At 45.2% G+C, this 24053-nt stretch carries 22 protein-coding genes; 12 read left to right on the forward strand and 10 right to left on the reverse strand.

What is annotated here, in order from left to right:
- Positions 1-4 precede the first annotated feature (4 nt).
- The 5 genes from FM038_RS02990 to FM038_RS03010 all read left to right on the forward strand — a co-directional run bounded on the left by FM038_RS02990 (position 5) and on the right by FM038_RS03010 (position 5347).
- Positions 5-2392, forward strand: a complete 2388-nt coding sequence (locus FM038_RS02990) for a bifunctional aspartate kinase/homoserine dehydrogenase II (RefSeq protein WP_142871892.1) — start codon at positions 5-7, stop codon at positions 2390-2392.
- A 790-nt stretch (positions 2393-3182) separates the two neighbouring features.
- Positions 3183-4073, forward strand: a complete 891-nt coding sequence (gene metF / locus FM038_RS02995; protein ID WP_142871893.1) for a methylenetetrahydrofolate reductase — start codon at positions 3183-3185, stop codon at positions 4071-4073.
- 170 nt (positions 4074-4243) lie between these two features.
- On the forward strand, positions 4244-4627 hold the full coding sequence (locus tag FM038_RS03000; protein ID WP_142871894.1) for a hypothetical protein: 384 nt from the start codon (positions 4244-4246) through the stop codon (positions 4625-4627).
- 16 nt (positions 4628-4643) lie between these two features.
- On the forward strand, positions 4644-5048 hold the full coding sequence (locus tag FM038_RS03005; protein ID WP_142871895.1) for a GFA family protein: 405 nt from the start codon (positions 4644-4646) through the stop codon (positions 5046-5048).
- 47 nt (positions 5049-5095) lie between these two features.
- Complete coding sequence (locus FM038_RS03010) at positions 5096-5347, forward strand: cysteine-rich CWC family protein (protein WP_223292988.1); 252 nt, start codon at positions 5096-5098, stop codon at positions 5345-5347.
- A gap of 41 nt (positions 5348-5388) precedes the next feature.
- Here the strand turns inward: FM038_RS03010 and FM038_RS03015 are convergent, their stop codons facing one another.
- Positions 5389-5811: a hypothetical protein gene (locus tag FM038_RS03015; protein WP_142871896.1), complete on the reverse strand. Its 423-nt coding sequence runs from the start codon at positions 5809-5811 to the stop codon at positions 5389-5391.
- Positions 5812-6110: 299 nt separating this feature from the next.
- Here FM038_RS03015 and FM038_RS03020 point away from each other — a divergent pair, with 299 nt between their 5' ends.
- On the forward strand, positions 6111-6821 hold the full coding sequence (locus FM038_RS03020; RefSeq protein WP_185965739.1) for a PIG-L deacetylase family protein: 711 nt from the start codon (positions 6111-6113) through the stop codon (positions 6819-6821).
- 42 nt (positions 6822-6863) lie between these two features.
- On the forward strand, positions 6864-7733 hold the full coding sequence (locus FM038_RS03025) for a YHYH protein (RefSeq protein ID WP_199242723.1): 870 nt from the start codon (positions 6864-6866) through the stop codon (positions 7731-7733).
- A gap of 77 nt (positions 7734-7810) precedes the next feature.
- Here FM038_RS03025 and FM038_RS03030 read toward each other — a convergent pair whose 3' ends face one another.
- Positions 7811-8860, reverse strand: a complete 1050-nt coding sequence (locus FM038_RS03030) for a linear amide C-N hydrolase (protein ID WP_185965740.1) — start codon at positions 8858-8860, stop codon at positions 7811-7813.
- Positions 8861-8960: 100 nt separating this feature from the next.
- Here FM038_RS03030 and FM038_RS03035 point away from each other — a divergent pair, with 100 nt between their 5' ends.
- Complete coding sequence (locus tag FM038_RS03035) at positions 8961-9881, forward strand: LysR family transcriptional regulator (RefSeq protein ID WP_142871899.1); 921 nt, start codon at positions 8961-8963, stop codon at positions 9879-9881.
- A 15-nt stretch (positions 9882-9896) separates the two neighbouring features.
- On the opposite strand, the gene FM038_RS03040 is transcribed toward FM038_RS03035, so the two are convergent.
- Together FM038_RS03040 and FM038_RS03045 are read right to left on the reverse strand one after the other, a co-directional pair.
- Positions 9897-10304 carry a hypothetical protein gene (locus FM038_RS03040; protein ID WP_142871900.1) on the reverse strand — a complete coding sequence of 136 codons (408 nt, stop codon included), beginning with the start codon at positions 10302-10304 and terminating at the stop codon, positions 9897-9899.
- Between the two features lie 219 nt (positions 10305-10523).
- Positions 10524-10904, reverse strand: coding sequence for a hypothetical protein (locus FM038_RS03045; protein WP_142871901.1), 381 nt, complete (start codon positions 10902-10904; stop codon positions 10524-10526).
- 156 nt (positions 10905-11060) lie between these two features.
- Between FM038_RS03045 and FM038_RS03050 the strand changes: the two genes are divergently transcribed.
- Complete coding sequence (locus FM038_RS03050; protein WP_142871902.1) at positions 11061-12188, forward strand: NAD(P)/FAD-dependent oxidoreductase; 1128 nt, start codon at positions 11061-11063, stop codon at positions 12186-12188.
- A gap of 141 nt (positions 12189-12329) precedes the next feature.
- Positions 12330-12767, forward strand: a complete 438-nt coding sequence (locus FM038_RS03055; protein ID WP_142871903.1) for a hypothetical protein — start codon at positions 12330-12332, stop codon at positions 12765-12767.
- Positions 12768-12779: 12 nt separating this feature from the next.
- On the opposite strand, the gene FM038_RS03060 is transcribed toward FM038_RS03055, so the two are convergent.
- From FM038_RS03060 to FM038_RS03085, 6 genes are all read right to left on the reverse strand, one after another.
- Positions 12780-13619, reverse strand: a complete 840-nt coding sequence (locus tag FM038_RS03060; protein WP_142871904.1) for a hypothetical protein — start codon at positions 13617-13619, stop codon at positions 12780-12782.
- A 634-nt stretch (positions 13620-14253) separates the two neighbouring features.
- The gene (locus FM038_RS03065; RefSeq protein WP_142871905.1) at positions 14254-16101 is read right to left on the reverse strand and encodes a DEAD/DEAH box helicase; all 1848 of its coding nucleotides are present in this window, start codon (positions 16099-16101) and stop codon (positions 14254-14256) included.
- Between the two features lie 253 nt (positions 16102-16354).
- Complete coding sequence (locus FM038_RS03070; protein WP_142871906.1) at positions 16355-17386, reverse strand: M28 family peptidase; 1032 nt, start codon at positions 17384-17386, stop codon at positions 16355-16357.
- Between the two features lie 106 nt (positions 17387-17492).
- On the reverse strand, positions 17493-17801 hold the full coding sequence (locus FM038_RS03075; protein ID WP_142871907.1) for a hypothetical protein: 309 nt from the start codon (positions 17799-17801) through the stop codon (positions 17493-17495).
- Positions 17802-17897: 96 nt separating this feature from the next.
- On the reverse strand, positions 17898-20720 hold the full coding sequence (gene uvrA / locus FM038_RS03080) for an excinuclease ABC subunit UvrA (RefSeq protein WP_142871908.1): 2823 nt from the start codon (positions 20718-20720) through the stop codon (positions 17898-17900).
- Positions 20721-20973: 253 nt separating this feature from the next.
- Complete coding sequence (locus FM038_RS03085; protein ID WP_142871909.1) at positions 20974-21420, reverse strand: hypothetical protein; 447 nt, start codon at positions 21418-21420, stop codon at positions 20974-20976.
- Positions 21421-21646: 226 nt separating this feature from the next.
- Here FM038_RS03085 and FM038_RS03090 point away from each other — a divergent pair, with 226 nt between their 5' ends.
- The gene (locus FM038_RS03090) at positions 21647-23014 is read left to right on the forward strand and encodes an MFS transporter (protein WP_142871910.1); all 1368 of its coding nucleotides are present in this window, start codon (positions 21647-21649) and stop codon (positions 23012-23014) included.
- A gap of 77 nt (positions 23015-23091) precedes the next feature.
- The gene (locus FM038_RS03095) at positions 23092-23820 is read left to right on the forward strand and encodes a single-stranded DNA-binding protein (RefSeq protein WP_142871911.1); all 729 of its coding nucleotides are present in this window, start codon (positions 23092-23094) and stop codon (positions 23818-23820) included.
- Positions 23821-24053: the final 233 nt, after the last annotated feature.

The following is a 24053-nucleotide window of genomic DNA, read 5'->3' on the forward strand; positions in this document are numbered from 1 at the left end:
AAAGATGGCGCGTTGTCATTTGCATAAATTTGGTGGTTCTAGCTTAGCGGATGCAGATTGCTACCGCCGTGTTGCTCATATCCTTCTCACTCACGGCAATAGCGATGATCTCGTCGTTGTATCGGCTGCGGGTAAGAGCACTAATTTTCTTTATAAGCTACTAGAACTCAAAGACACTAAGCAGTTGTGGCAAGAAGAGCTACAAGTGCTGATTAGCTTTCAACAGAATCTGATCGAACAGTTGCTCTCTAATGAGCAAGCAAGAAGCTTAAGGGAACGCTTATCTATTGATAAATATCAATTAATTAGTTTGTTCTCATTAGATATTCTTAATGAATATAAACGCAGTGAAGTGGTGAGCTTCGGCGAGCGTTGGTCTGCGCGTTTACTCGCGGCCTTATTGAGAGAGTCTGGTGTTGCGGCGTCGGATATTGATGCAAGAAGCTTATTGATTGCCGATGAAGGTGCCGTTCCTCAAATCAGGCTCGATGAATCCCGCGAACGCGTACAGGCATCAGTTGCGAATCACCCTAATGAGCGTTTGATTATCACAGGCTTTATCTGTGCAAACAGGCACGGTGAGACCTTGCTATTGGGTCGTAACGGCTCAGATTACAGTGCAACCTTGATTGCCAGCTTAGCCGATATTGAACGTGTGACTATCTGGACCGATGTTGAAGGTGTCTTTAATGCCGATCCGAACAAGATTAACGATGCTAAGCTGCTTAAGAGTCTCTCTTTAGATGAGGCTAACCGTTTAGCACACTTAGGCTCACCAGTACTGCATAACCGCTCACTACAGCCATTATTTGATACCCAAGTGAGTCTGGCAGTACGTTCAAGCTATGCATCTCACACTGACTTTACGCTCATCGCGCCTAAGAGTTCTCAAGCTAGCGCGCCAGTGGTGACAAACCTTCCGAGTGTGTCGCTATTTACCTTCAGAATTGCCAGTGATATTGCAAATCTAGCAGACTTGCTCGAAGAGGCGGGTCTGTTGCCGCTTGCTCATTGGAAGCTGGCACATAATTGCGTCGAACTTGCCTTTACTCACGAGAATCAGAAACAGGTTCAAGCAATTTTAGAAACCGAAGCGCTGGGGATCTCAGACTTAAGTCAGAGAGATGATTTAGGCTTAGTGGCGTTAGTGAGCGCCGATGCAGGGCTTTATCGACGCGGCTTTGCCCGATTGTTAAGTCGTGATGCCAGACCGCTATTTAAAGATGGCTTAAGTTTGGTGACCTTAGTACCAACATCGCAAGTCAATTTACTCACTCAGAAGGTGCATCGTCGCTGCGCTGGACCGCGTAAGCGCATCGGTGTGTTGTTATTGGGTATTGGTAATATTGGTGAGGCCTGGATCGATCTGTTTAGCCGAGCTTGCGTCGCGTTAAATAAAGAGTTAGAAGCCAGCGTTGAGCTAGTAGGGCTACTTAGCTCTAAGAAGGCTTTGTTAAAAGAAGAAGGTATCGAGCTAGATTCTTGGAAAGAGGTATTTGAGCAACAGGCTACACCTTGGTTATATGATCATATGTTTGAGCAGTTACAAGCGCTCGATTGTGATGAGATCATCGCCTTAGATATCAGTGCCAGTGCCGATTTGACTCTGCAATACCCTGAGTTTTTCTCTCGTGGGATCCATGTGGTTAGTGCGAACAAGCTAGCGGGATCTGGTCCTTTGGCTTTTTATCGTGAACTTAAACAGCAACTGGGTAATCGCAGACTGTTCTGGCGCTATAATGCGAGTTGTGGGGCAGGTTTACCTGTGCAGCACGCGCTTAATGACCTACATAACAGCGGTGACACCATTGAGGCTGTTGGCGGGATCTTCTCGGGAACCTTATGCTGGTTGTTTGAGAAATATGACGCTAAAAAACCTTTCTCTGAACTGGTGTTAGAAGCCAAGGGCTTAGGGATCACTGAGCCAGATCCTCGTGATGATCTTTCCGGTCGTGATATGCAGCGTAAGTTGCTTATTCTGGCTCGCGAGATAGGTCATGAGATAGAGCTTGAAGATATCGAGCTTAACTCATTAGTGCCTGCGGACTTAGCCGATATTCCATTAGATCAGTTCTTAAGCCGGATCTCAGAACTTGATGGACAGATGCTGCAACAGTTTCAAGCCGCAGCAGAGCAAAACAAGGTATTGAGATATGTCGCTGGGCTTGATGTTGTCGATGGGCAACTAAAAGCCGCTGTCGGTATCGAGTGGGTCGATTGTGAGCATGCCTATGCCAATCTGACCCCAGGCGATAATGTGTTTGTGATCCGTAGTGTCTTTTATCAGGACAACCCTTTGATTATCAGAGGGCCAGGTGCAGGACGAGAAGTGACTGCAGCGGCTGTGCAATCAGATCTTGCGCAGATTTGTCGGGATTTGGTGCAGGAATAAAGCAGGACGCTGCGCTTCGAGTTCGTTCGCAGGCTCACTGCGAGAGCGCTGCGCTACGAGAACGGGAACAAGTTCCCTTCGAGTTCGCCAACAAGTTGGCTACGAGATAAAAGCCAAATCTTGTCCTCGCAGGAACGAAGTTCCGTCCTCGAAGGCGTTTCTCAGCCGTTCTCGCAGCTGCTTTTCTTCGAGTATGTTCGCAGGCTCACTGCGAGAGCGCTGCGCTACGAGAACGGGAACAAGTTCCCTTCGAGTTCGCCAACAAGTTGGCTACGAGATAAAAGCCAAATCTTGTCCTCGCAGGGCGAAGCCCGTCCTCGGAGGCGCTTTCCAGCCGAACTCGCAGTGACGAAGTCACGTTCTCGTAGCAGCTTTTTTTCAAGCTGGCTGCGAGTAAGATCAAAAGCTTTTAAGCTTCTGACTTTTCTTTTCCTCGTAGTCGCAAAGCGACGTACTCGGAGGTGCTTTCTGCCGTTCTCGGAGGGCGAAGCCCGTACTCGAAGGCGTTTCATAGCCGAACTCGCATCCTCGCATCCTCGCAGTGACGAAGTCACGTCCTCGCAGCAGCTTCGCTGCGTCCTCTAGCGACAGCGTCGCGTCTTCATTATATCTTATTAATATTTAGTCCCCTGTTTGCTATTGACTTCAATCTCATTTTCTCTAGTATGGACATATAGACGTCCAAACGTCTAAAAAGATTTGTACTAGGTATCTTATACAGTAGGTATCCATTACCGCTAGTGCGAGCGTTTAGATAGCTAATTTGTAAAGTGTCGTAAAGGGATAAGAAATGGGTTTTCATCATGCACAACATGCAACATCACTAAACCAGAGCTTGGCTGAGCTGAATGGTGATATTAACGTTTCTTTTGAATTTTTCCCTCCTGCTTCACCTGAGATGGAAAAGATCCTCTGGAATTCAGTTAGACGACTAGAGCCGCTCAATCCAAAATTTGTTTCTGTCACTTACGGTGCTAACTCTGGCGTTCGTGACCGTACCCATGGGGTTATTGAGCGTATTCAGAAAGAGACTGATCTGGTTGCTGCGCCGCACCTGACATTAGTCGACGCAAGTGATGAGGAGCTAAAAGAGCTTGCTAAACATTACTGGAACACTGGTATTCGCGATATTGTTGCGCTTCGTGGCGATCTGCCCGAGGGTAGCCCGAGGCCGACTCGTTTCGCTAATGACTTAGTACGTCTACTACGCTCAGTCGCCGACTTTGATATCTCAGTGGCTGCCTATCCCGAAGTGCATCCTGATGCGAGAAATGCCCAGGCAGATCTGATTAATCTAAAGAAGAAGATCGATGCAGGTGCTAACCGTGCAATTACCCAGTTTTTCTTCGATGTAGAGTCTTACTTAAGGTTCCGCGATCGTTGTGTTGCTGCAGGTATTGATGTCGAAATTGTCCCAGGTATTCTTCCGGTAACTAACTTTAAGCAACTTAAGCGCTTTGCTGGCATGACTAACGTCTCTATTCCTAGCTGGTTACACAAACAGTTCGAAGGCTTAGATGATGATCCGGCCACTCGTCAGATGGTAGGTGCTAACGTAGCTATCGACATGGTTAAGGTGTTGTCCCGCGAAGGCGTAAAAGATTTCCACTTTTATACCCTTAACCGTGCTGAGTTAACTTATGCCATTTGTCACACCTTAGGCGTACGTCCTGGGCGATAAATTTTAGCCGCTAGGTTATAAACCTATAAAGTGACAATTCGAATGCCCACTCTTTTGAGTGGGCATTTTTGTCTGGAATTAGATATTTATCGAAACTTCATGTTAGTTTTAGATCAAGCAAACATTTATACCGATTGGTATTAGGTATTAGATATTTAGGGAAGAATGTCATGAGAATTCTAGTCGTACTCATTTTATCTGGATGCATTACGGCGTGTAGCGGGGTTAGGTTCCAATCGAATATCAGCCCTGATTTAGCTGAACATGCTCAAAGCGTTGCGAACGCTGATAAAGTTGTCGAATACAGTGTGGAGGAGATCCAGCGCTATCAAGCAAGGGATTTAGGGCTATTAGTTGCTTCTTCATGTCAGCAAGAACTGCTCTCAGCTAAACCTTCCAAGTATTCTATTAAGCGCGACCTTAAATATCAGACTCAGAACTTAGGTGGCAATGGATTTGTCATCATGGAATGCAGTAATGATAGGTATGCTGGTTGTTATGCTTATTTGGAGTGTAGAGCGCTAGCCTATGACGTTGATTATGGCAGTCGTTAACTTGGGTTAAAATAGAATGATACAAGTAAAACATAGATACAAAGCGAGCTGTCACTGTGGTGAAGTTGTGCTTAAATTAACCTTACCCGAAGGCTTAGTGGACCCTCGTCGATGTGATTGTTCTATGTGTAGGCGTCGTGGGACAATAGTCGCTTCAGTCCCCTTAGCTGATCTTGAAGTGGTTAAAGGGCAAGAGTTACTCACTCTTTATCAGTTTAATACTCATAGCGCTAAACACTTTTTCTGCTCAAAATGTGGGATTTACACCCATCATCAAAGACGCTCTAATCCCCACCATTATGCATTTAATGTGGCTTGCTTAGATGGTGACGATCCCTTCTCACTGCATCAACTACTGAAAGAAGGCGTTACGTTAAAAGATGGGGTTAATCATCCAAGTGACACACCTACTTATGACTAACTCAAGAGCAATTCATGAGTGAAACATGTGTACTAATGAATAAATAAGTGAATAAAGAAGTGAATAAAAAACCGGATAAACAAATGGATAGCCAGGCTCAGTGCCCCTTGTGTCAAAGAGCTAATGGCTGCGCTGTTAATCAGGGTGGGAGCATTAGTGAGTGTTGGTGCAGTGAGGTCTCTTTCCCTTCTAGAGAGCAGATCCCAGAATCTCAACTCGCTAATAACACCTGTATTTGTAGAACCTGCATTGAAAAACTCAAGCAGGAGGAGCTGTTAGGTATCAAACGTATTGATTGATACCTGTGTCTACTTTACTGGGGTCATATAAAACTTACAGCTTAATAGACCGCCGAAGAGATAAGATTTACCCCACGCTGAAAACAACCATCTGTCAGTCTTTTATGCGCAATACCGTGAAGCATGAAGGAGATATTATAGCGATTGCCTTTCACTGGCAGTTTACTGATGACAGCTCCTCTTACGATATAGCTTTCGGTATGGGTAGCGACATCCTTCTTGCGTTCAATCGCTGTCACCTTATAAACCGTGGTGTCTAGCTTTTCATCACCATCAACGACCATCGCCATCTGCCCAGGCTTGACCTGTTTCCAGTCTTCGTTCATTGCGTCGATGGCTTGATTATCATCAAGATCAAAGATGATAGGGTCGCTCAATACCTCTTGGTTACTGTCCGTTTTATCCTCTGTTTCACCGTAGGCTCTTTTGTAGTCGCGGCCTTTTAAGTTATTAAAGTAGATCATTTGTGTCTCGAGATAGATTAGCTATGCTTTAATAAAACATAAAGATATACATCTGTATAGCCTGTTTTTGTAAAACACTGCTTTGAAGTGTCAGTGAACGTAAGCATTAGTTTAGTTTTCAGCTATATATCTGGCGTGAAAATGTTCGATGATAAGAGGTACTGCTGACTGTCATGAAAGAGCTTGTTGTGAAAGAAGTGGCCTTGAAAGACAAGAGCTGCCATCGAATCGGTTTACTGGTCTTTGTGGCGATATTTCTTTGCGGGTTAAGCTCGTGTCAATTTAGCCGTGAGCAGCGGATGAAAGAATCATACTCCGTGCTAGTGCTACTTGCTCATCCAGATGATGAGACTTGGGTTTCGGGAACATTGGCTAAATTGGCCGATAGAGGGCTTGAGGTTATTCCTGTTTATGCGACCTCAGGAGGTAAGGGAAGTGATCGTTTAGATCTGGGATTATCAGGTACTAAACTGGCTAAGATGAGGGAGCTTGAAGCCATTAAGGCATGCCAAGTGCTAGGTGTGAGCCCGCCTATCTTCTTGCGCTTTGCTGATGGCAAGTTAACCCATCTTCAATCTCAGCTATCTAATAAATTTAAAGTGATTGTCGAGCGAGTGAACCCGGCATGGGTCATATCATTTATGCAAGGTGGGATCACTGGTAATCGAGATCATAGAATAGTGAGTAAACTGATCACACGAGATCACTCTACCCGTGCTGTCTATTTTGGGCTATCCGATACCCGAGCAAGGTCTTTGAGCCATGCAGCACAGAAGTTTGACTTCAATTACTCTGTCACGGCGCCGGTTGATGATAATGAGGTAACTCATCGAGTCGATGTATCTCAATACACCCATTTACGTATTCAGGCTATGTCTCAGCATATAAGCCAATTTCCGCCTGTTATGATAAATGCATTTACAGATTTTGTTAGTGCTTCATCTTTTGAAGAGTTAGTAGTGTCAGATGATGTAGAGAACCCTAAAGCGTTAGAAAAATATCTAGATTGACACAGCTTTACCTTTTTTTACCTCCTTAGCTATTTCTCTAATGTGACTGATATACAGCGTGCGATAGCTTTCGGCGGTGATATTTCAATTTCCATGAGCGCCGGTGACTGTATTGTTCAAGCCAATGATATCCCTAACCATGACTTTAATGATGCGGAGGCAAGCTTTGCCACTAATGTGTCAGAACAAGACTCTAACTATGTGCTAACGAGCCAACCTCAGCAGGCGCAGAATAGTACAGCTTTAAACCTAGGAGTGACCAATGCTGTGATGCTCAATGGGGTGGTGATCGATCTGTTAGCGGCGGCCTGTTATGGCGTAGGTAACGAGCCATTAGGGCTGGAGAAGATAGGTTGTGGCCAAGATCAGAGTGATAACCCTTGGCGTTACGACCCTATGTCAGCGCTAAATAACTTTGGCACAGATGCACATAATGCTCATGTGCAACCTGATGGCACCTATCACTATCATGGCAGCCCTATGGCTATGTATGATCTGGACTGTGAAGCCACAGGCGAGGCATCACCTGTCATCGGTTTTGCCGCCGATGGCTTCCCAGTATTTGGCCCCTGCTTTCAAGAGCCTCAGAGCAGTTTAGTGCGTAAAGCAGAGTCAAGTTTTGTGCTCAAAGGTGATGGCACAGCAAGACAAGCGGTGAACGGTTATACAACGCCAGTTGCAGGTGTGGGTGGCATCGTCAGTAACAATTACGATGGCCAGTTTAGGGGGGATTATGAGTTTTTATCGGGGCAAGGCGATCTTGATGAGTGTAACGGTATGACTATCGATGGCCAGTATGGCTATTACATTACTGATAGTTATCCTTGGGTGCTTAACTGTTACCAAGGTGAGCTGGATGACTCTTTTAGTAAGATGGGGCCAGCATTAACCAACCTGCTGCACAGCCATTAGCTCTTGATTACAGCCATGAGCTTTTGATAGTCGCTGCGCGAGAAAACTCACGCAGCGACGATGAAGTTTCTAGTTAGTTATTGATTGCTCAAGTCGATCATTGCCTGAGTGATGTCGCCGGCAAGATTGGGGTCATCGAGCTTAATGCTAACCGGTTTGCCATTTTCAATTAGGTCGTAGAAGTTGACATTAAAGCGGGTAAACACATCGCCCCACGTATATTCTAAGAAAGTGGTTCCTGTCTCTAGGCTCTGACTGATGGTCCACTCGGTGGCATACTCTGTCATTTTACCGTCGACGATTCTGTTAGGTGCATCATGGGGCACCTTGACGACAGTGGCCTGTAACTTCATCAGGCCATTAATGGTGCTTTGAGGCTCGGTTAAATGCGATAGAAAGTAACGGGCATGCAGGTATCTTTGCTCCGGACTTACGTTACCTTTTTCACCTATGATGCTTTTACCATCAGATGATTGTAACGCTTGCTTGGCCCAGACCTTATCCCAATTATCTATGTGTGCTTTTACGCTAGGTTGATTGGTCATCACTTTAGCGTCATCACCGGTATACACATTCACACCTTCAGGATCTAGCTCTATGATGGCGCGATCGCCAGACTTGTCCGTCACAGTCCAATGAAACTTTGGCGCGATAGGCAGCCCAGGAAGCTCGACTAAGGTGGATTTTATCTGTTCAATATTGGCGATGACCTCCTTTACACTGGCAAAGTTAGTCGCTAAATATTCACCATAGGTAAGTTGAGATATGCTGCCTTCGACTCGTTCACCCATAGCCATAGGACCATAGTATAAGACGCTAGCTCGCATGCCTTCACTATTGACCACATCATGCACCAAGCCACCATAAGAGAAGACCCCGGCAATGGTGTACTTGGTTTTATAGCTGCCACCCGCTTTATCTAATCCCAGAAGCAGCCGCTCAGAACCTGCAGGCAGCACTCTAATCTCGCCCTTGGTGGGCTCTAGCCAGTCATTGGTTCGACTAATCAAGGTGCCGAACTCTTTGGTGTTCCAAGCAACGTCAGTACAAGCTTCAACGTTAAAAGAGCTTGCACTAGCAAGACCCAAGGTGATCATGCAAGCAAGTGCTGTAGAGTGAGTTTTCATAGGTATGCCTCTAGTCATCAATGTACCGCTATCATATGTGGTATATTTCATGAAAACACATCACATTTGATGGGTTAGATCCACGGTGCGGAGACGAGTTATGAGCTTAAGCTATGAGCAGGTAAGGGCTTTTGTCACGGTTGCTGAAACGGGTTCATTCAGTGCCGCTGCCAGAGTTTTAGACAGAGACAGATCAACGCTCAGTCAGGTGATCGCCAATTTAGAGATAGATCTAGGTTATGGGCTTTTCGATCGCTCGGCAAAACTTCCGGTGCTGACCCGAGATGGCCAAGCATTGTTGAGTCATGCTAAGAACTTAGCGGAATATACCTCATCTTTTGAATCATTGAGTGCCAGCATAGGCAAAGGAATTGAGAGCGAATTAACGATTGTGCATTGTGATTTGATCCCCAAAGAGCTGATAACCCTAAGCGTTCAAGCCATTCGAGCGCAATTTCCTGATACCAATATTCATTGGCTTCATCGAAGTCGAGAGGAGATCATTGCAGAGTTAGAGGCTGGTGAGGCAGATTTGGGCTTAGGCATCGCTTTTAAAGCTAAGGCGATAAGTCGGATGGAATATATTCACTTGGCTAACTTACACTTTATCCCCGTCGTCGGGGCTAGCCATCCATTGGCAAAAGCTGGCGAGAGAGAAAAAGTGGGCATTACCCAGCTGAAAGAGTTTAGGCAGCTAGTACCCGAGGATTGCATCACTGCAGAGATGCAAACCACAGTCGTTTTATCGCCCCATTATCAAAGAATCGAAAATATGAGTGTGCTAAAAGCTTTGCTGGAGATTAATGAGGGCTGGGCATTCTTGCCTAAAGGTCTTGTCCATGATGAACTGCAACAAGGCGTACTAGTCAGGTTAGATGTCAAAGAGCTTAATCAGGCGCTCGCGTTCCCGTTAAGCCTGTGGTCATTTAAATCTAAAAATCCTACCCCAGTTAGGCAAGCTTTAATTAAACGTATTTGTGAAGTTATGAGCGAACTTGTCGGCAAGTATCAGCAAGTTTAAAGCGAAAATAACAACTTAAGACGATAGCTCAAGTTGTTTCTCTGTCGACAGTTGCTCTTCTAGCCAGTTAATGGCGTTTTCATTGCCGTCATTAACTCCAGAGAAGAGGCGAATGTTAAGTTCATCAATTTGTCTTCTCTGGGTGAGTTGTTGGGGGAGTTTGGCATCTTGCTCGTTATAAAATACAACGGCTGTAGCCCTCAAGTGCTCGTGAGACGCCATGCAAAGTTGTGCCTCAAATGAGTAAGTATATTGATGCTGTTTGTTGACTAAAAGGGCGTAATCATGATTGAAGGTTTGGCTCATGTACTCGTCAAATTCGCCTAGCATTTCGAGGGTGACTTCGACTCCTGGCTCAATCGTTACTTGGGCAATGTTGTGTGTTAACAGCTCGACCGAACAACCAAAATTGAATTTATGCATATGTTCTTTCCTTGGAATTATTATTTATATAGCGCCATAACAGCTTAGTATAGAAAAGTAAAAACTGTAAAATGTATGCGGTTACATTTACCTTAGATAATGCTGACGAAAGTGGATATTGCAATCAAATAGACAGTGTTTCTGTATTTTATTTCTATGTATTAGGCGATTAGAAAAGATGGAAGTTCATAGATGAAAAAAATTTAATCCGGTTGATGTTCAACTTAAATGTGATGTTAGCCAGTTTAGTGCAGTTTGGGTTCCCAGTTTAGTCGCTGGAAACGTCTTGATGTTAATGTTATCCATCTTTCTTCTTTTATTGAACTGAGGAGGGATCTTCTCTCTTTGTAGATCGTGATATAAGACGGCGATGGCTTTCTGTTTTTCTAATGAGCCTAAACATAATTCTGCTTCATAGGTGTAGCTATACTGGTTTATCTTGTTGACCAAGAGTGCAAAAGAGTCTGGATAGTACGCATCTAAGTAGCTATCAAGTTCCTCAACCATCTCTAGGGTCAGCTCGATATTGTTATCTACAATGACCTCAGAAATGTTGCCTTCCAAGTGATTAATTGTGCACCCAAAGCTTAAGCTAGGCATCTCCTTCACCCTTAATGTTATGTTACCTTGATTGTGCTCGTTATGTTCAATATAGAGTATTAAGTCTTGAGGGTAAATTAACCAATCAAGCCTATCCGTTTTATTCAAGATAGTATGATTCTTGTTATAGCGCCTGATAATACGAAGAGAAATTGAATGGAAAAAGTTGACGCTGTGGTGGTTGGTGCTGGTGTTATTGGTTTAGCGATAGCCGCTCGATTAAGTAAAAATTTAGCTAATGTTGTTATTATAGATAAGCATAAGTCCTTTGGTGAAGAGACCAGTAGCCGTAATAGTGAAGTGATCCATGCGGGGATCTATTACCCTCAGGATAGTCTGAAAGCTAAGTTATGTGTCGAAGGCAAGCAGGCGTTATATCGCTACTGTGACCTAAGGGGAGTTCCCTATAAGCCCATAGGTAAGTTAATCGTAGCTACTACGCATGATCAGCAGTCAAGCTTTGAAGCTGTGATAACGAGGGCTGAGGCAAATGGTGTCACAGACCTCATCAGGCAATCGTCTCGCCAATTACATACATTCTCATCTGAGTTAAAAGCCACGGCTGGCTTATTGTCTCCCTCTACGGGCATTATCGATAGCCACAGCTATATGCAAAGCCTGCTGGCTGAGATTGAAGCTAATGGAGGCAGCTTTGTTCCTAAAACAGGCTTTGTCGCTGCAGAGCCAGATGATAAAGGTTTTGTTATTCACTTAGACATAGAGGGTGAACCATTAAAGATTAGAACTCGTTATCTTATCAATAGTGCAGGTTTATATAGCACTCAGGTTGCATCAAGTATTCAGGGAGTGGAAAACAGTCTTATTCCGCAGCTTCATTGGTGTAAGGGTCATTACTTCTCCTATAGTGGCAAGAGTCCTTTTTCAAAGTTGGTCTACCCGGTGCCAGAGATTGCTCTCAAAGGCTTAGGCATCCACGGGACTCTGGATATGAGTGGCCAGCTCAAGTTTGGCCCCGATACCCAATATATCAGCGATAATACAGAACCTGATCACCATGTATCCCCAGCATTAAAACCTAAGTTTGTTGAGGCTATAAGGCGGTACTTCCCCAATATCGACCCCGATAAACTGCAGCCGAGTTATTCAGGAATACGACCGAAACTTCAGGGGCCTAACGCTAACTTTGAGGATTTTAAAATAGAGAGTTGTGCTAGCCACTCGATTAAAGGCTTGATCAACTTGTATGGGATTGAGTCTCCTGGCTTAACGGCGAGCCTGGCTATCGCCGACTATGTCGCTGCCAGCTTAGAGGGAAAGAGTTAGAGAGTTAATGATGAAGGCAGGAACTGAAAAAGTCAGCAAGATATTAAATTAATAGACTGCTTAAAACTGTACTAAATTTATAGTTAGTGCAGTACAGGAATTCTCTTATGGACAAGTTTAACGCTAACTTGAGGTGTTCGGATGAGAACCGTCAGAGTCGATTGGTATCGGTTGCTTGGTTATAGTCTGCTCTTCTTACTTTTTTCCTTGATAGTAACCATAGGTTTTGTTTTCTCATTAACTGGTGAGATGAAGCACCTTCTACAACTTAGAGTACACCTATCGGGTATTGAACTGGCATTTTCCTTAGCCATGTTTATCAGTATCCCTGTGCTGATGTTCCGTTTTAGCTTCTTCTTTTATCGAATGGTAAAGCGAGGAAGGCGAAATGGTATCGGTATAATCTGTTATCAAAACCTGTTCAACCCATTTAACTTTCTGCTCTTCCCCAGCCTACTTAATCACATTGGGCTGGAGTCCAGGAGGCGATGTATCGTCTCTGTCACACTGCTTCTCATACTCTATCTGGTCGTATTCTTCGATACACAGATTAAGCCTGCATTGATGGGGTTGAGCTAAGTGACTCAAGATTTAACAAAACACAAAAAAGTTAGATGCAATAAACATCTTTGCTGGTACTAAATTTTTGGAACTTAGAATGAAGTTTTGAGGAACAGAGATGCGTTTTTGAATACTTTCTTTAACTCTTATCACAACTTTCTTAGGCTCATCTTCTATATGCTTAAGTTTCCACAATGCCTTGTGGTAATAAATGACTTTCTTGCGTCGAAGGGTGAGCTTGCCTGTTGGGTTAGTGGACAGTGTTTTATGGTAAAAAGCCAGTTCTCGTCTTCCTCGGACTTGTTGTGGAAAGCTTTCCACAACAAGCCTGTTATGAACAAAATCTAAAACAGTGTCTTTTAGTATGCCTAAATCTCTCAGGCTTCTTCCTATCCTATGGCCTACACCTGGAATTTTGAGTTTGTTAACCTCACATGTGAAACGTTGCATATGGAGACGATCGGCTTTAAACAGAGGGTCATAAATTATAGTTAGTGGTGTTTTACAAGCTGCTGCATCATTGTTAAACCCAGTGTATTTGGTCTCCTTATCAGCTTTTATTACTTTCGGGTCCCAAGGAGCAACTTGCGCCGAATAAGAGCTTAAAGGCATCATTAGCAGGGCTCTATCTAACTTTAATGCATTAGCATGTAAGGCTGCTGCAAAACCTCCCCTACTTATTCCATAGCCTATTCTTTCTGGAAATTTGCAGAGAAGCTTACCAAGCTGTTTGATAAAGTTCTGTAGTTCGATAGAACGATAATATTCATCTTTATTGATATGAGTAAATGAGATGACATTTATCTGCTGCTTAGTGAAAAAGTTAAATCCCCAGGGATGCAAGCTCTCATCGACCTCCTGCTCAGTCATTCCTTCAGAGCCTGGTGGGAATGTGATCACCACAGGCGCATCAATATCGATAAGTCGATATTGAACGAGGACATTACCAATGCGTTGGCGAATTGTCTGGTGAAACTTTAGCAAAATAGAGCCTTTGTTGTAGCGGTAAGCGCATCACACTTTTGTATCTAGCGTGAGGGACTTAATCTTCTGATGGCATATTATATTTTTAATTATTACTTAAAATCGTGGCGGAATTGATGTTTGTGCGATCTGGATCACGCTCAGTTTTTGTGGTGTTAACCTTGTGTATTTTATGGTTTTAATAAGGTGATTAACTTGTTTTTACTCTGAAGCTGAAAGGTTTTATGCTTGCGCAGTATGGGTTGCTGTAGCGTGAATTTGGTTGCATTTGATAACGTGTGTATCAGTGGTTGGGAGGGGGAAGAGTAAGTCATGGTCACTTGTTTAGCGAGGGGATACATATTTTCGACATGCCTTATGGTAAGTCGCTCTTACAGTCGCTGCTAGAAGCCGTGAATGCTATTTCATTTAGTTTTAGTCGGGAATTGGTATTAGATTGCAGAGTGATTAAAAAGCATTTCATTGAGACATAAAAAAAGGAGCCATAGGCTCCTTTTTTACATCGTAAATTTAGCGGTAATTAGCTCTCTTTAGAGGCATTACCCTTACGATGTGGCTTTCTGTCACCTGAAGGACGACGGTCGCCAGAAGGCTTACGTGGACGACGTGCAGGACGGCTATCGCCACCAGCAGGTAGTTCAGCGCCTGCTGCTTCACGGATGTTCAAAGGTCTACCACAAACACGAACTTTTCTAAGGTGCTCTAGTACGTCTTTTGGCATTCCGTCAGGAAGGTCAATCGCTGTCACGTTGTCAAATAACTGGATTTGACCGATGTAACGGCTGTCGATATTTGCTTCGTTGGCTACTGCGCCTACGATGTTACCAACACCAACACCATTATCACGACCTACGTCGATGATGTAACGGCACATCTTAACGTCTGGATTGTCCTTAAGCGAGTCAGCTGAACCTAAATCAGTAGGAGTTGGACGCGAGTCACGACGTGGGCGCTCACTGCGTTCACCACGATCACGTGGGTTACGGTCATTACGGTCATTGCGGTCACGAGAGTTACGATCATCACGGCTATCACGCTGACGTTCGTGAATCGATGGTAACTGTAGAGGACGATCTTTCTGAACTTGCTGCAGTAATGCTGCTGCAAGTACATCGGTATCAACTTCTAGCTCTTGACAAAGTTTTGCTACAGCACCCTTCATGAAATCTAAAGAGTCTTTAGCGATAACTTCAGCAACTTGCTCACCTAGACGAGATAGACGACGCTCGGTCACTGTTTCTGGGCTTGGAACATCCATTGGTGCGATGCGGCTCTTCGTTGCACGTTCGATAGTGCGTAGCATACGCATCTCTCTGTGTGTAACAAAAAGAATCGCCATACCTGTACGACCAGCACGACCTGTACGGCCGATACGGTGAATGTAAGCTTCAGTATCATATGGGATATCGTAGTTTACAACGTGTCCGATACGCTCAACATCAAGACCACGAGCCGCGACGTCGGTTGCAATAATAATATCTAGCTTGCCACGCTTAAGCTGGTCAACAGCACGTTCACGTGCTTGTTGATTCATATCACCGTGTAGAGGTGATGATGCGTAACCGCGGGCTTCTAATTTTTCAGCTAGCTCAACACAACTGTTACGAGTTCGAACGAAGATGATAATACCTTCGGTCTTCTCTACTTCTAAAACACGTACCAGTGCTTCAAGTTTGTTGTGTTGTGAAACTTGTACAAAACGCTGTTCAATAGTATCAACAGTTGCGGTTGTCGCAGCAATCTTAACGTGTACAGGCTCAGACAAATACTTGTTAGCTACACGCTTAATCTGCTCAGGCATAGTTGCCGAGAATAGCGCAAGTTGACGTTGCTTAGGTGTATGCTCAAGGATCCATTCGATATCATCGATGAAACCCATTTTTAGCATCTCATCGGCTTCATCAAGCACCATAGCTTTTAATGAATCTAGCTTAAGTGTGCCACGACGCATGTGGTCCATAACACGGCCAGGTGTACCGACGATGATTTGTGGTCCACGACGCAAGGCATTTAATTGCTGATGCATGCTCTGTCCGCCGTAAATTGGCAGAACGTGTAGACCTTTCATAAATTTTGCGTAGCTACCAAAAGCTTCTGCGACCTGAACGGCAAGTTCACGTGTAGGTGCAAGTACCAAAATTTGTGGGGCATTTGTATTTGGATCGATGCTGTTCAGTAGAGGCAGTGCGAAAGCACCTGTTTTACCTGTACCGGTTTGCGCCTGACCTAAAATGTCTTTTCCGGCCATGAGAGGATCGATACTCGCAGCCTGGATTGGAGTTGGTTTTTCGTAGCCGAGCTCGTCAAGAGCACGCAACAAAGGCTCGGCAAGACCGAGTTCGCGGAAAGTTTTTTCATTGGATGACATGGGTTGTAGCCTTGTGGAATAGCGAAGTACTTTTTAAATTAAAGCACTTATGTTTAATAGACAGAAAATCAACCCCGTGTCGACTTCCCGCACCGAAAACGTTCAGTAAGCCGAATATTATAGCAAGGTTTAATTGGTATTACCAATTAAACCTTGGCTTTTGGTGTGGTTATCTAGTATTTACTAAGCAATTACTAAGCCAATTAATGAGTTAGATGATTAAATATTTATATTTTTTTGCCAATAATTGGCTTTATTTTAAGAGTAAACTGTCTATAACGAGTAGTTGATTGGCTGATTCAGTGACAGCGGCCAGAAATTGAAGATCTATTTTTTCAATCGTATCACGAGTGCTGTGATAATCATTGTGTGGCGGTACGCCAAAGTAGAGCCAAGGTATACCGGCCTTGTGCAGTGGATAATGGTCTGATGCTCTTAACCAGTCGACTTTTTTTACACTTTTATTCAGAGATCTAGGATGTGTGGCCTTGATGCATAAGCCATTCGCTGCGGTTATATTACGTTGAATTTCATTAAAACGTTTAAAACCTTTTTTACCTTCTAGGTAGATCGCATAGGGGCGTCCAGGGCGGCCAACCATGTCCAAATTTATGGCAAGTTCAATTTGTTCTATCTGAGGTATGACACCTAAGGTCTTAAGGCTTTCAACTAAGGCGTAGCCGCCGAATAGGCCCGGCTCTTCGGCATCGGTTGCTACAAACAGGTAGTTGATAGGGAGAGTATTCAGGCTTGAGAGCTGGCTATCATCCGTTTTTATTGATTGAGTGACTCGGGATGCTATCTGTAACATGGCCGCGATCCCTGAAGCATTGTCATCGGCACCTGGGTGTATTCGGTTACCCTTCTTGCCCAAATGATCATAGTGAGCCAGCACGATACGCCATTTATCAGTGGGCTGTTTGGCACGAATGACGCCGATCATGTTAACCCCTTGGCGCTGACTAAAACTTAGCTGATAGCTAAAAGGAACGGCATATTCATCTTGCCAAGGTTTGAGCCCAACCTCATTAAAGCGAGAGGCAATATAATTCCGGCTCTTCTGCGCCCCTAATGTGCCAGTTTTGCGTCCTTCGAATGCATCTGAAGTTAATGCTGCTATGTCTGCATGAAGGACTTTGGGGTCTGCCCAGCTTGAGGTTAGTCGATTTTTACAGGATAAATAGGCTTGTGAGTCTGAGCTGTTACAGCCAGACGCTATTAGGCTAAAAAAAAGACACACAGTAGGGACTATGAATTGTTTTATCTGGTTAGGAGTGGGGTCCATCCTGTTCCTTACTCTTGTTTACCTTACGGTTAACTTAACCTTATATGACTCAATATACGAACAGTAAATCTTGGCTAACGGTTTTAACCGAGTGTTATATCTATTGCTATTCATCTGCCATCGTATGTGAATGTTTCTCTGGGATCAGAGCTTTAAACTTATATTCCTTAATGCCAGAAATCAGCCTAGATTTTTCACCTACTTTAATTTCAGTTTCAGGTTTAAGATTTCCCTGCTCTATGACGGCGATACGACCATCTGGTAATGAAATGGTACTGGAGTCGGCATTACTTGAAATGACTTTTGCTTCAAATCGACTACAGTTGCCAGCTAACGGGTCGATAATGGTCACAATAAGCAGGCTAAAACTTGTAACTAAACCTAAGGTAAGCAGGGTGTTTTTTAAGGTGAACATAAGGTCAGCTGATTTTCTCTTCTGTTATAAATCGACGAACAAGCCCAAACCATTGAATGTAGGGCTTATTCGCACAAACTACTTTAACAGATGATTTTACAGTAAAGGCTTAAGAAAGCGAGCCGTATGAGATTCAGTGTGCTTAGCGACGTCCTCTGGTGTGCCACTCACTAGAATCGATCCACCTCCAGCCCCGCCTTCAGGACCTAAATCAATGATCCAATCTGCAGTTTTAATCACATCTAAGTTGTGTTCAATCACTACGATGGTATTGCCGTGGGATTTTAAGCGGTGTAATACATCGAGTAGCAGCTGAATATCGGCAAAATGTAAACCTGTGGTGGGTTCGTCGAGAATATACAAGGTTTGCCCTGTATCACGCTTCGAAAGTTCTTTCGCCAGTTTGACTCGCTGCGCCTCACCACCCGATAAGGTGGTCGCACTCTGTCCTAAGCTTATATAAGACAGGCCAACTTCCATTAGCATTTGCAGTTTTCGTGAAATGGCAGGTACAGCATCGAAGAATATGCGTGCTTCTTCTACTGTCATAGAGAGTACTTCATGGATACTCTTACCTTTATACCTAACCTCTAGTGTTTCACGGTTGTAGCGTTTGCTTTTACAGTTGTCACATGGCACGTATACATCGGGCAGAAAGTGCATTTCGACTTTGATTAAACCGTCGCCTTGACAGGCTTCACATCGGCCACCTTTCACATTGAAGGAGAAGCGTCCCGGTTTATAACCACGGGTACGAGATTCTTGGGTGGCAGCAAACAATTCACGGATAGGAGTGAAAATGCCTGTATAGGTTGCTGGGTTCGATCTGGGTGTTCGGCCAATAGGGCTTTGATCTATGTCGACCACCTTATCGCAATGATCCATTCCCTTGATGCTCTTGTAGGGAGCCGGCTCGTCTACCGTTGCACCATTGAGTTGTCTATGGGCAATCTTGTAGAAGGTGTCATTGATCAGTGTAGATTTACCCGAACCAGAAACACCAGTAACACAGGTAAATAGGCCGACAGGAACAACTAAGTCGACATCTTTTAAGTTGTTACCAGTAGCACCGAATAATTCAATAAGCTTGTTGCTGTCGTAAGCCACTCTTTCTTCGCTGATATGGATCTGCTTCTTTCCTGAAAGATACTGACCGGTAATTGATGCTTCACAGGCAAGAATGTCTTCTAGAGTACCGTCACAGATAACTTCTCCGCCATGAACGCCAGCCCCAGGGCCTATATCGATAACATGATCTGCCATTTTTATTGCGTCTTCATCATGTTCGACCACGATGACCGTGTTACCTAAGTCTCTTAAATGGATCAAGGTTTGTAGTAAGCGCTCGTTATCACGTTGGTGCAAACCGATAGAAGGTTCATCGAGGACATACATCACCCCAACGAGCCCGGCACCTATTTGACTGGCAAGACGAATACGTTGAGCTTCACCGCCGGATAAGGTATCTGCAGAGCGAGATAAACTCAGGTAGTTAAGGCCTACATTGACTAAGAAACCGAGTCTGTCACGTACCTCTTTGAGGATTTTCTCGGCAATTTGCCCCTTCTGTCCAGGGAGATCTAAGTTGCTAAAATGCTCCATGGCTTCGCCGATAGACCACTCTGTGAGCGTCGGAAGGTTTAAATCTTTAATAAATACATTTCTGGCTTCTTCGCGCAAACGCGACCCACCACAGCTTTTGCATGACTGAGTATTGATAAATTTAGCCAGCTCGTCACGGACGGCGTTAGATTCTGTCTCGCGATAGCGGCGATCCATATTATTAAGAATGCCTTCGAACGGGTGGTTACGAACCACGACATCGCCTCGGTCATTTATGTACTTGAAGGCAATGACCTCTTTGCCTGAGCCGTAAAGAACCAGTTTTTTAACTTCATCAGTGAGTTCTTGAAAAGGGACTTCGATATCAAACTTATAATGTTCGGCCAGTGAGCTGAGCATCTGAAAGTAGTAAAAATTGCGTCTATCCCAACCACGAATTGCGCCGCCAGCTAAGGAGAGTTCATCATTCATGATGACGCGTTCAGCATCAAAATATTGCTGCATGCCTAATCCATCACAGGTACCACAAGCCCCTGCAGGATTGTTGAATGAGAAAATTCTCGGCTCTAGCTCAGCCATAGAATAGCCACACTGTGGGCAGGCAAAATTAGCTGAGAATAATAGCTCTTCAGTTTTATCACCTTCCATGCTGGTAACCGTTGCAATACCACCGGAGAGTTCCAATGCGGTTTCAAAGGATTCAGCTAGACGCTGCTTGATATCGTCACGGACTTTAAATCGATCGACGACCACTTCAATGGTGTGTTTTACATGTAGCTCTAGTTCTGGTGGATCGGTTAAGTCGCAGACATCACCATCGATACGGGCGCGGATAAAGCCCTGAGCCGCAAGGCTCTCGAGGAGTTTGACATGCTCGCCCTTGCGATTGTTGACCACTGGCGCAAGTAGCATCTGTCGGCTACCTTCTGGCAACTCGACAACTTTATCGACCATCTGGCTGACAGTTTGTGCAGCTAAAGGCTGTCCATGGGTTGGACAGCGTGGCTCGCCCACACGGGCGAATAACAAACGTAGATAATCATAGATCTCAGTGATCGTCCCTACGGTCGACCTTGGATTGTGTGATGTTGATTTTTGTTCGATGGATATCGCAGGACTTAGGCCTTCAATCAAATCGACATCGGGTTTTTCCATTAAACTTAAAAATTGGCGGGCATAGGCAGAGAGTGATTCGACGTAACGTCGCTGTCCTTCGGCATATAAAGTGTCGAAAGCCAAAGAGGATTTACCTGAGCCTGAAAGGCCGGTGATCACAATTAACTTGTTTCTGGGGATCGTTAAGTCGATGTTTTTTAGATTGTGGGTGCGGGCGCCACGTACTTCAATCTTGTCCATCTGTCTCTCTATGGCCGAATAAAAAAGAGATCGATTATCGCACAAAAATGGATAAAAGCAGAGCAGCTTTAACTTTGTGCTTTGAGTTGCGAGGACGCTGCGCTACGAGTGCGTTCGCAGGCTCACTGCGAGAACGGGAACCCGTTCCCTTCGAGTTCGCCAACAAGTTGGCAGCGAGATAAAAGCAAAATTTTGTCCTCGTAGCAGCTTTGCTGCGTTCTCGTAGGGCGAAGCCCGAACTCGAAGGCGCTTCTCAGCCGCTCTCGTATTCTCGTTGCTGCTTTTCTTCGAGGTCGTTCGCAGGCTCACTGCGAGAACGCTTCGCTTCGAGGTCGTTCGCAGGCTCACTGCGAGGACGCTGCGCTTTGAGGTCGTTCGCAGGCTCACTGCGAGAACGCTGCGCTTCGAGTGCGTTCGCAGGCTCACCGCGAGAACGCTGCGCTTCGAGGTCGTTCGCAGGCTCACTGCGAGAACGCTGCGCTTCGAGGTCGTTCGCAGGCTCACAGCGAGAACGCTTCGCTTCGAGGTCATTCGCAGGCTCTCTGCGAGAACGCTTCGCTTCGAGGTCGTTCGCAGGCTCACTGCGAGGACGCTGCGCTACGAGAACGGGAACCAGTTCCCTTCGAGTTCGCCAACAAGTTGGCTGCGAGCAAGAGAAAAAGCTTTTCGCTTCTGACTTTTCTTTTCCTCGTAGTCGCATAGCGACGTTCTCGTAGGGCGAAGCCCGAACTCGCGTCCTCGAAGGCGCTTTCCAGCCGTTCTCGCAGTGACGAAGTCACGTTCTCGCATCAGCTTTGCTGCGCGCTCGTAGGACTAAGTCACATTTTTACAGCTTTCTAAGCTGCATTCAGTTAGCTCCTTTGCGCTTGTAAACAGCTTCGTGATAATATGCGCGACTTATTTATGAATTCAGATCAGGGCGGAACATGGCCAATAACGGACTCTCAAAGACTGAGAAAAAAGTCGCGTTTTCTTTAGCCAGTGTATTTGGTTTACGCATGATGGGCTTGTTTATGATCATGCCTGTTTTTGCACTCTATGGGCAGCACTTAGAAGGGTTTTCACCTCTCTGGGTGGGGATTGCCATCGGTGCATACGGTTTGACGCAAGCAGCATTACAGATCCCAATGGGGATTTTGTCTGACAAATATGGTCGTAAACCTATTATCCTTATTGGTTTACTGGTATTTGCTTTGGGAAGCCTAGTTGCTGCCAATGCCGACACCATCTACGGCGTGGTCGCTGGCCGTGCTATTCAAGGAATGGGGGCTATTGCTGCTGCCGTATTGGCTTTAGCGGCCGATTTAACGCGAGATGAACAGCGCACTAAAGTGATGGCCGTTATTGGCATGTGCATTGGTTTCTCATTTGCGTTGTCCTTATTGGTCGGGCCGATAGTTGCTCAGCACTTAGGTCTATCAGGCATATTTGCAATCACCGCAGGTTTAGCTGTGTTAGGTATGATTATCGTGCAGGTCTTAGTGCCGAATCCGATATCTCAAGCGCCTAAAGGTGATACGGTCGCGACGCCAACGAAGCTAAAGGCGATGTTGAAGGACCCACAGCTGTTTAGACTCGATGCTGGGATCTTCATTCTTCACCTTGTCTTAACGGCTGTATTTGTTGCCTTGCCACTGGATTTAGTCGATGCAGGATTGATAAAAGAGAAGCATTGGATGCTGTACTTCCCAGCGTTTGTTGCTGCATTTATCTTAATGGTGCCCTTGATAATCATCGGGGTGAAGAAGAAAAATACTAAGGCGACATTTCAGGTAGCCCTGATGATCATGATGGTCGCTCTTGGGGCTATGGCATTATTTTCCAATAATTTGATGGTACTCAGTATCGCCGTGGTGCTCTTCTTTACTGGCTTTAACTATTTAGAAGCTTCATTGCCAAGTTTGATTGCCAAATTCTGCCCCGTCGGAGATAAAGGCTCTGCGATGGGCGTTTACTCTACCAGTCAGTTTCTCGGGGCTTTTTGCGGTGGCTTACTCGGCGGTGGCGCCTACCAGTTAGTTGGCGCCGAAGGTGTGTTTGCGGTCGCACTTGTCTTGATGGCGATATGGCTATTTTTGACCCTTGGCATGGAAAACCCCGTGCTACTCAAGAGCTATACCCTTGAAGCGACAGTAGAAGGTAAAGAACAGGCTAGAGAGATGGCGACTCAGTTATCTCAACTTGCCGGGGTTGCAGAAGCTATCGTTGTGTTGGAAGAGAAAGTCGCTTATTTAAAAGTTGATGAGCATTTCGATTTAAGAGAGGCGCGAGCTGTGTTAGGCTCTGTCAGTTAACTGGTTTGTTCGATGATTTTATCTCGAATTAAGCTCAGATTTTATAGTATTTAGTAAGAATATCTCAGGAGATTTCAATGGCCAGTCGTGGTGTCAATAAGGTAATTTTGGTCGGTAACTTAGGGAAAGACCCTGAAGTTCGTTACATGCCAAATGGCAATGCCGTAGCCAACTTTACAGTGGCGACGAGTGAGTCTTGGAAAGACCAACAAGGTCAACAACAAGAGCGCACCGAGTGGCACAATATCGTCATGTACCGTCGCTTAGCTGAAGTTGCTGGCGAGTACCTGAAGAAAGGCTCAAAGGTCTATATCGAAGGCAAATTGCAAACGAGTAAGTGGCAAGATCAGTCTACCGGTCAAGACCGTTATAAGACTGAGATCAATGCTAACGAAATGCAGATGTTAGATAGCCGAGGTCAAGGTGGCGGTCAGCAAGGTGGCTATGGTCAGCAACAGGGCCAGCAGCAGGGCGGTCAGCAGTCTGGTGGTTACGGACAGCAGGCACCTCAGCAGCGTCAGTCAGCACCACAGCAAGGTGGCTACAACCAACAAAACGGTCAGCAGTCAGCTCCGCAAGGTGGTTATCAGTCGCAAGGCGGTCAACAGCAGCAGGCTGCACCACAGCAAGCACCAGCTTATGCACCTAAGCCTCAGCAATCCGCTCAAGCAGCGCCACAGCAAGCCGCACCTAAGGCTGCTCCGCAGCAGCGTCCTGCACCAACGCCGCAGCCTCAAGGTCAACAGCCTCAGCAGAACTTCACACCAGATCTAGATGACGGTTGGGATGACGATATCCCGTTCTAGCCCAGAACTTTTAAAAAGTGTAAAGTTAAAGCTCAAACCATATATGAACCCAGCATAAAAGCTGGGTTTTTTTTGGCCTTTCAAAATGTGGCCTATCTGTGACGCTTAATTTAATGGACCAAGGTTAAATTGATAGTTTTGATAGCCGTAAACCAGTATCGGTACGGTAGTAATAAGTATTATTTTCAATTATTTGCGCGAGTGGTTAGTACATGTTGATAATGTTAGTTCGT

It is taken from the genome of Shewanella eurypsychrophilus (assembly GCF_007004545.3).
GTDB classification, from domain to species: Bacteria; Pseudomonadota; Gammaproteobacteria; order Enterobacterales; family Shewanellaceae; genus Shewanella; species Shewanella eurypsychrophilus.

What these genes read in the sequence shown, in the direction of transcription:
- FM038_RS03055 (WP_142871903.1), top strand. Translation starts at nt 12,330, where the DNA reads ATGAGAACCGTCAGAGTCGATTGGTATCGGTTGCTTGGTTATAGTCTG.
- FM038_RS02990 (WP_142871892.1), top strand. Translation starts at nt 5, where the DNA reads ATGGCGCGTTGTCATTTGCATAAATTTGGTGGTTCTAGCTTAGCGGAT.
- FM038_RS03090 (WP_142871910.1), top strand. Translation starts at nt 21,647, where the DNA reads ATGGCCAATAACGGACTCTCAAAGACTGAGAAAAAAGTCGCGTTTTCT.
- FM038_RS03085 (WP_142871909.1), bottom strand. Translation starts at nt 21,420, where the DNA reads ATGCGACTACGAGGAAAAGAAAAGTCAGAAGCGAAAAGCTTTTTCTCT.
- FM038_RS03040 (WP_142871900.1), bottom strand. Translation starts at nt 10,304, where the DNA reads ATGCATAAATTCAATTTTGGTTGTTCGGTCGAGCTGTTAACACACAAC.
- FM038_RS03000 (WP_142871894.1), top strand. Translation starts at nt 4,244, where the DNA reads ATGAGAATTCTAGTCGTACTCATTTTATCTGGATGCATTACGGCGTGT.
- FM038_RS03020 (WP_185965739.1), top strand. Translation starts at nt 6,111, where the DNA reads ATGAAAGAATCATACTCCGTGCTAGTGCTACTTGCTCATCCAGATGAT.
- metF (WP_142871893.1), top strand. Translation starts at nt 3,183, where the DNA reads ATGGGTTTTCATCATGCACAACATGCAACATCACTAAACCAGAGCTTG.
- FM038_RS03095 (WP_142871911.1), top strand. Translation starts at nt 23,092, where the DNA reads ATGGCCAGTCGTGGTGTCAATAAGGTAATTTTGGTCGGTAACTTAGGG.
- FM038_RS03005 (WP_142871895.1), top strand. Translation starts at nt 4,644, where the DNA reads ATGATACAAGTAAAACATAGATACAAAGCGAGCTGTCACTGTGGTGAA.
- FM038_RS03045 (WP_142871901.1), bottom strand. Translation starts at nt 10,904, where the DNA reads ATGCCTAGCTTAAGCTTTGGGTGCACAATTAATCACTTGGAAGGCAAC.
- FM038_RS03035 (WP_142871899.1), top strand. Translation starts at nt 8,961, where the DNA reads ATGAGCTTAAGCTATGAGCAGGTAAGGGCTTTTGTCACGGTTGCTGAA.
- FM038_RS03030 (WP_185965740.1), bottom strand. Translation starts at nt 8,860, where the DNA reads ATGAAAACTCACTCTACAGCACTTGCTTGCATGATCACCTTGGGTCTT.
- FM038_RS03075 (WP_142871907.1), bottom strand. Translation starts at nt 17,801, where the DNA reads ATGTTCACCTTAAAAAACACCCTGCTTACCTTAGGTTTAGTTACAAGT.
- FM038_RS03070 (WP_142871906.1), bottom strand. Translation starts at nt 17,386, where the DNA reads ATGGACCCCACTCCTAACCAGATAAAACAATTCATAGTCCCTACTGTG.
- FM038_RS03015 (WP_142871896.1), bottom strand. Translation starts at nt 5,811, where the DNA reads ATGATCTACTTTAATAACTTAAAAGGCCGCGACTACAAAAGAGCCTAC.
- FM038_RS03050 (WP_142871902.1), top strand. Translation starts at nt 11,061, where the DNA reads ATGGAAAAAGTTGACGCTGTGGTGGTTGGTGCTGGTGTTATTGGTTTA.
- FM038_RS03060 (WP_142871904.1), bottom strand. Translation starts at nt 13,619, where the DNA reads ATGACTGAGCAGGAGGTCGATGAGAGCTTGCATCCCTGGGGATTTAAC.
- FM038_RS03065 (WP_142871905.1), bottom strand. Translation starts at nt 16,101, where the DNA reads ATGTCATCCAATGAAAAAACTTTCCGCGAACTCGGTCTTGCCGAGCCT.
- uvrA (WP_142871908.1), bottom strand. Translation starts at nt 20,720, where the DNA reads ATGGACAAGATTGAAGTACGTGGCGCCCGCACCCACAATCTAAAAAAC.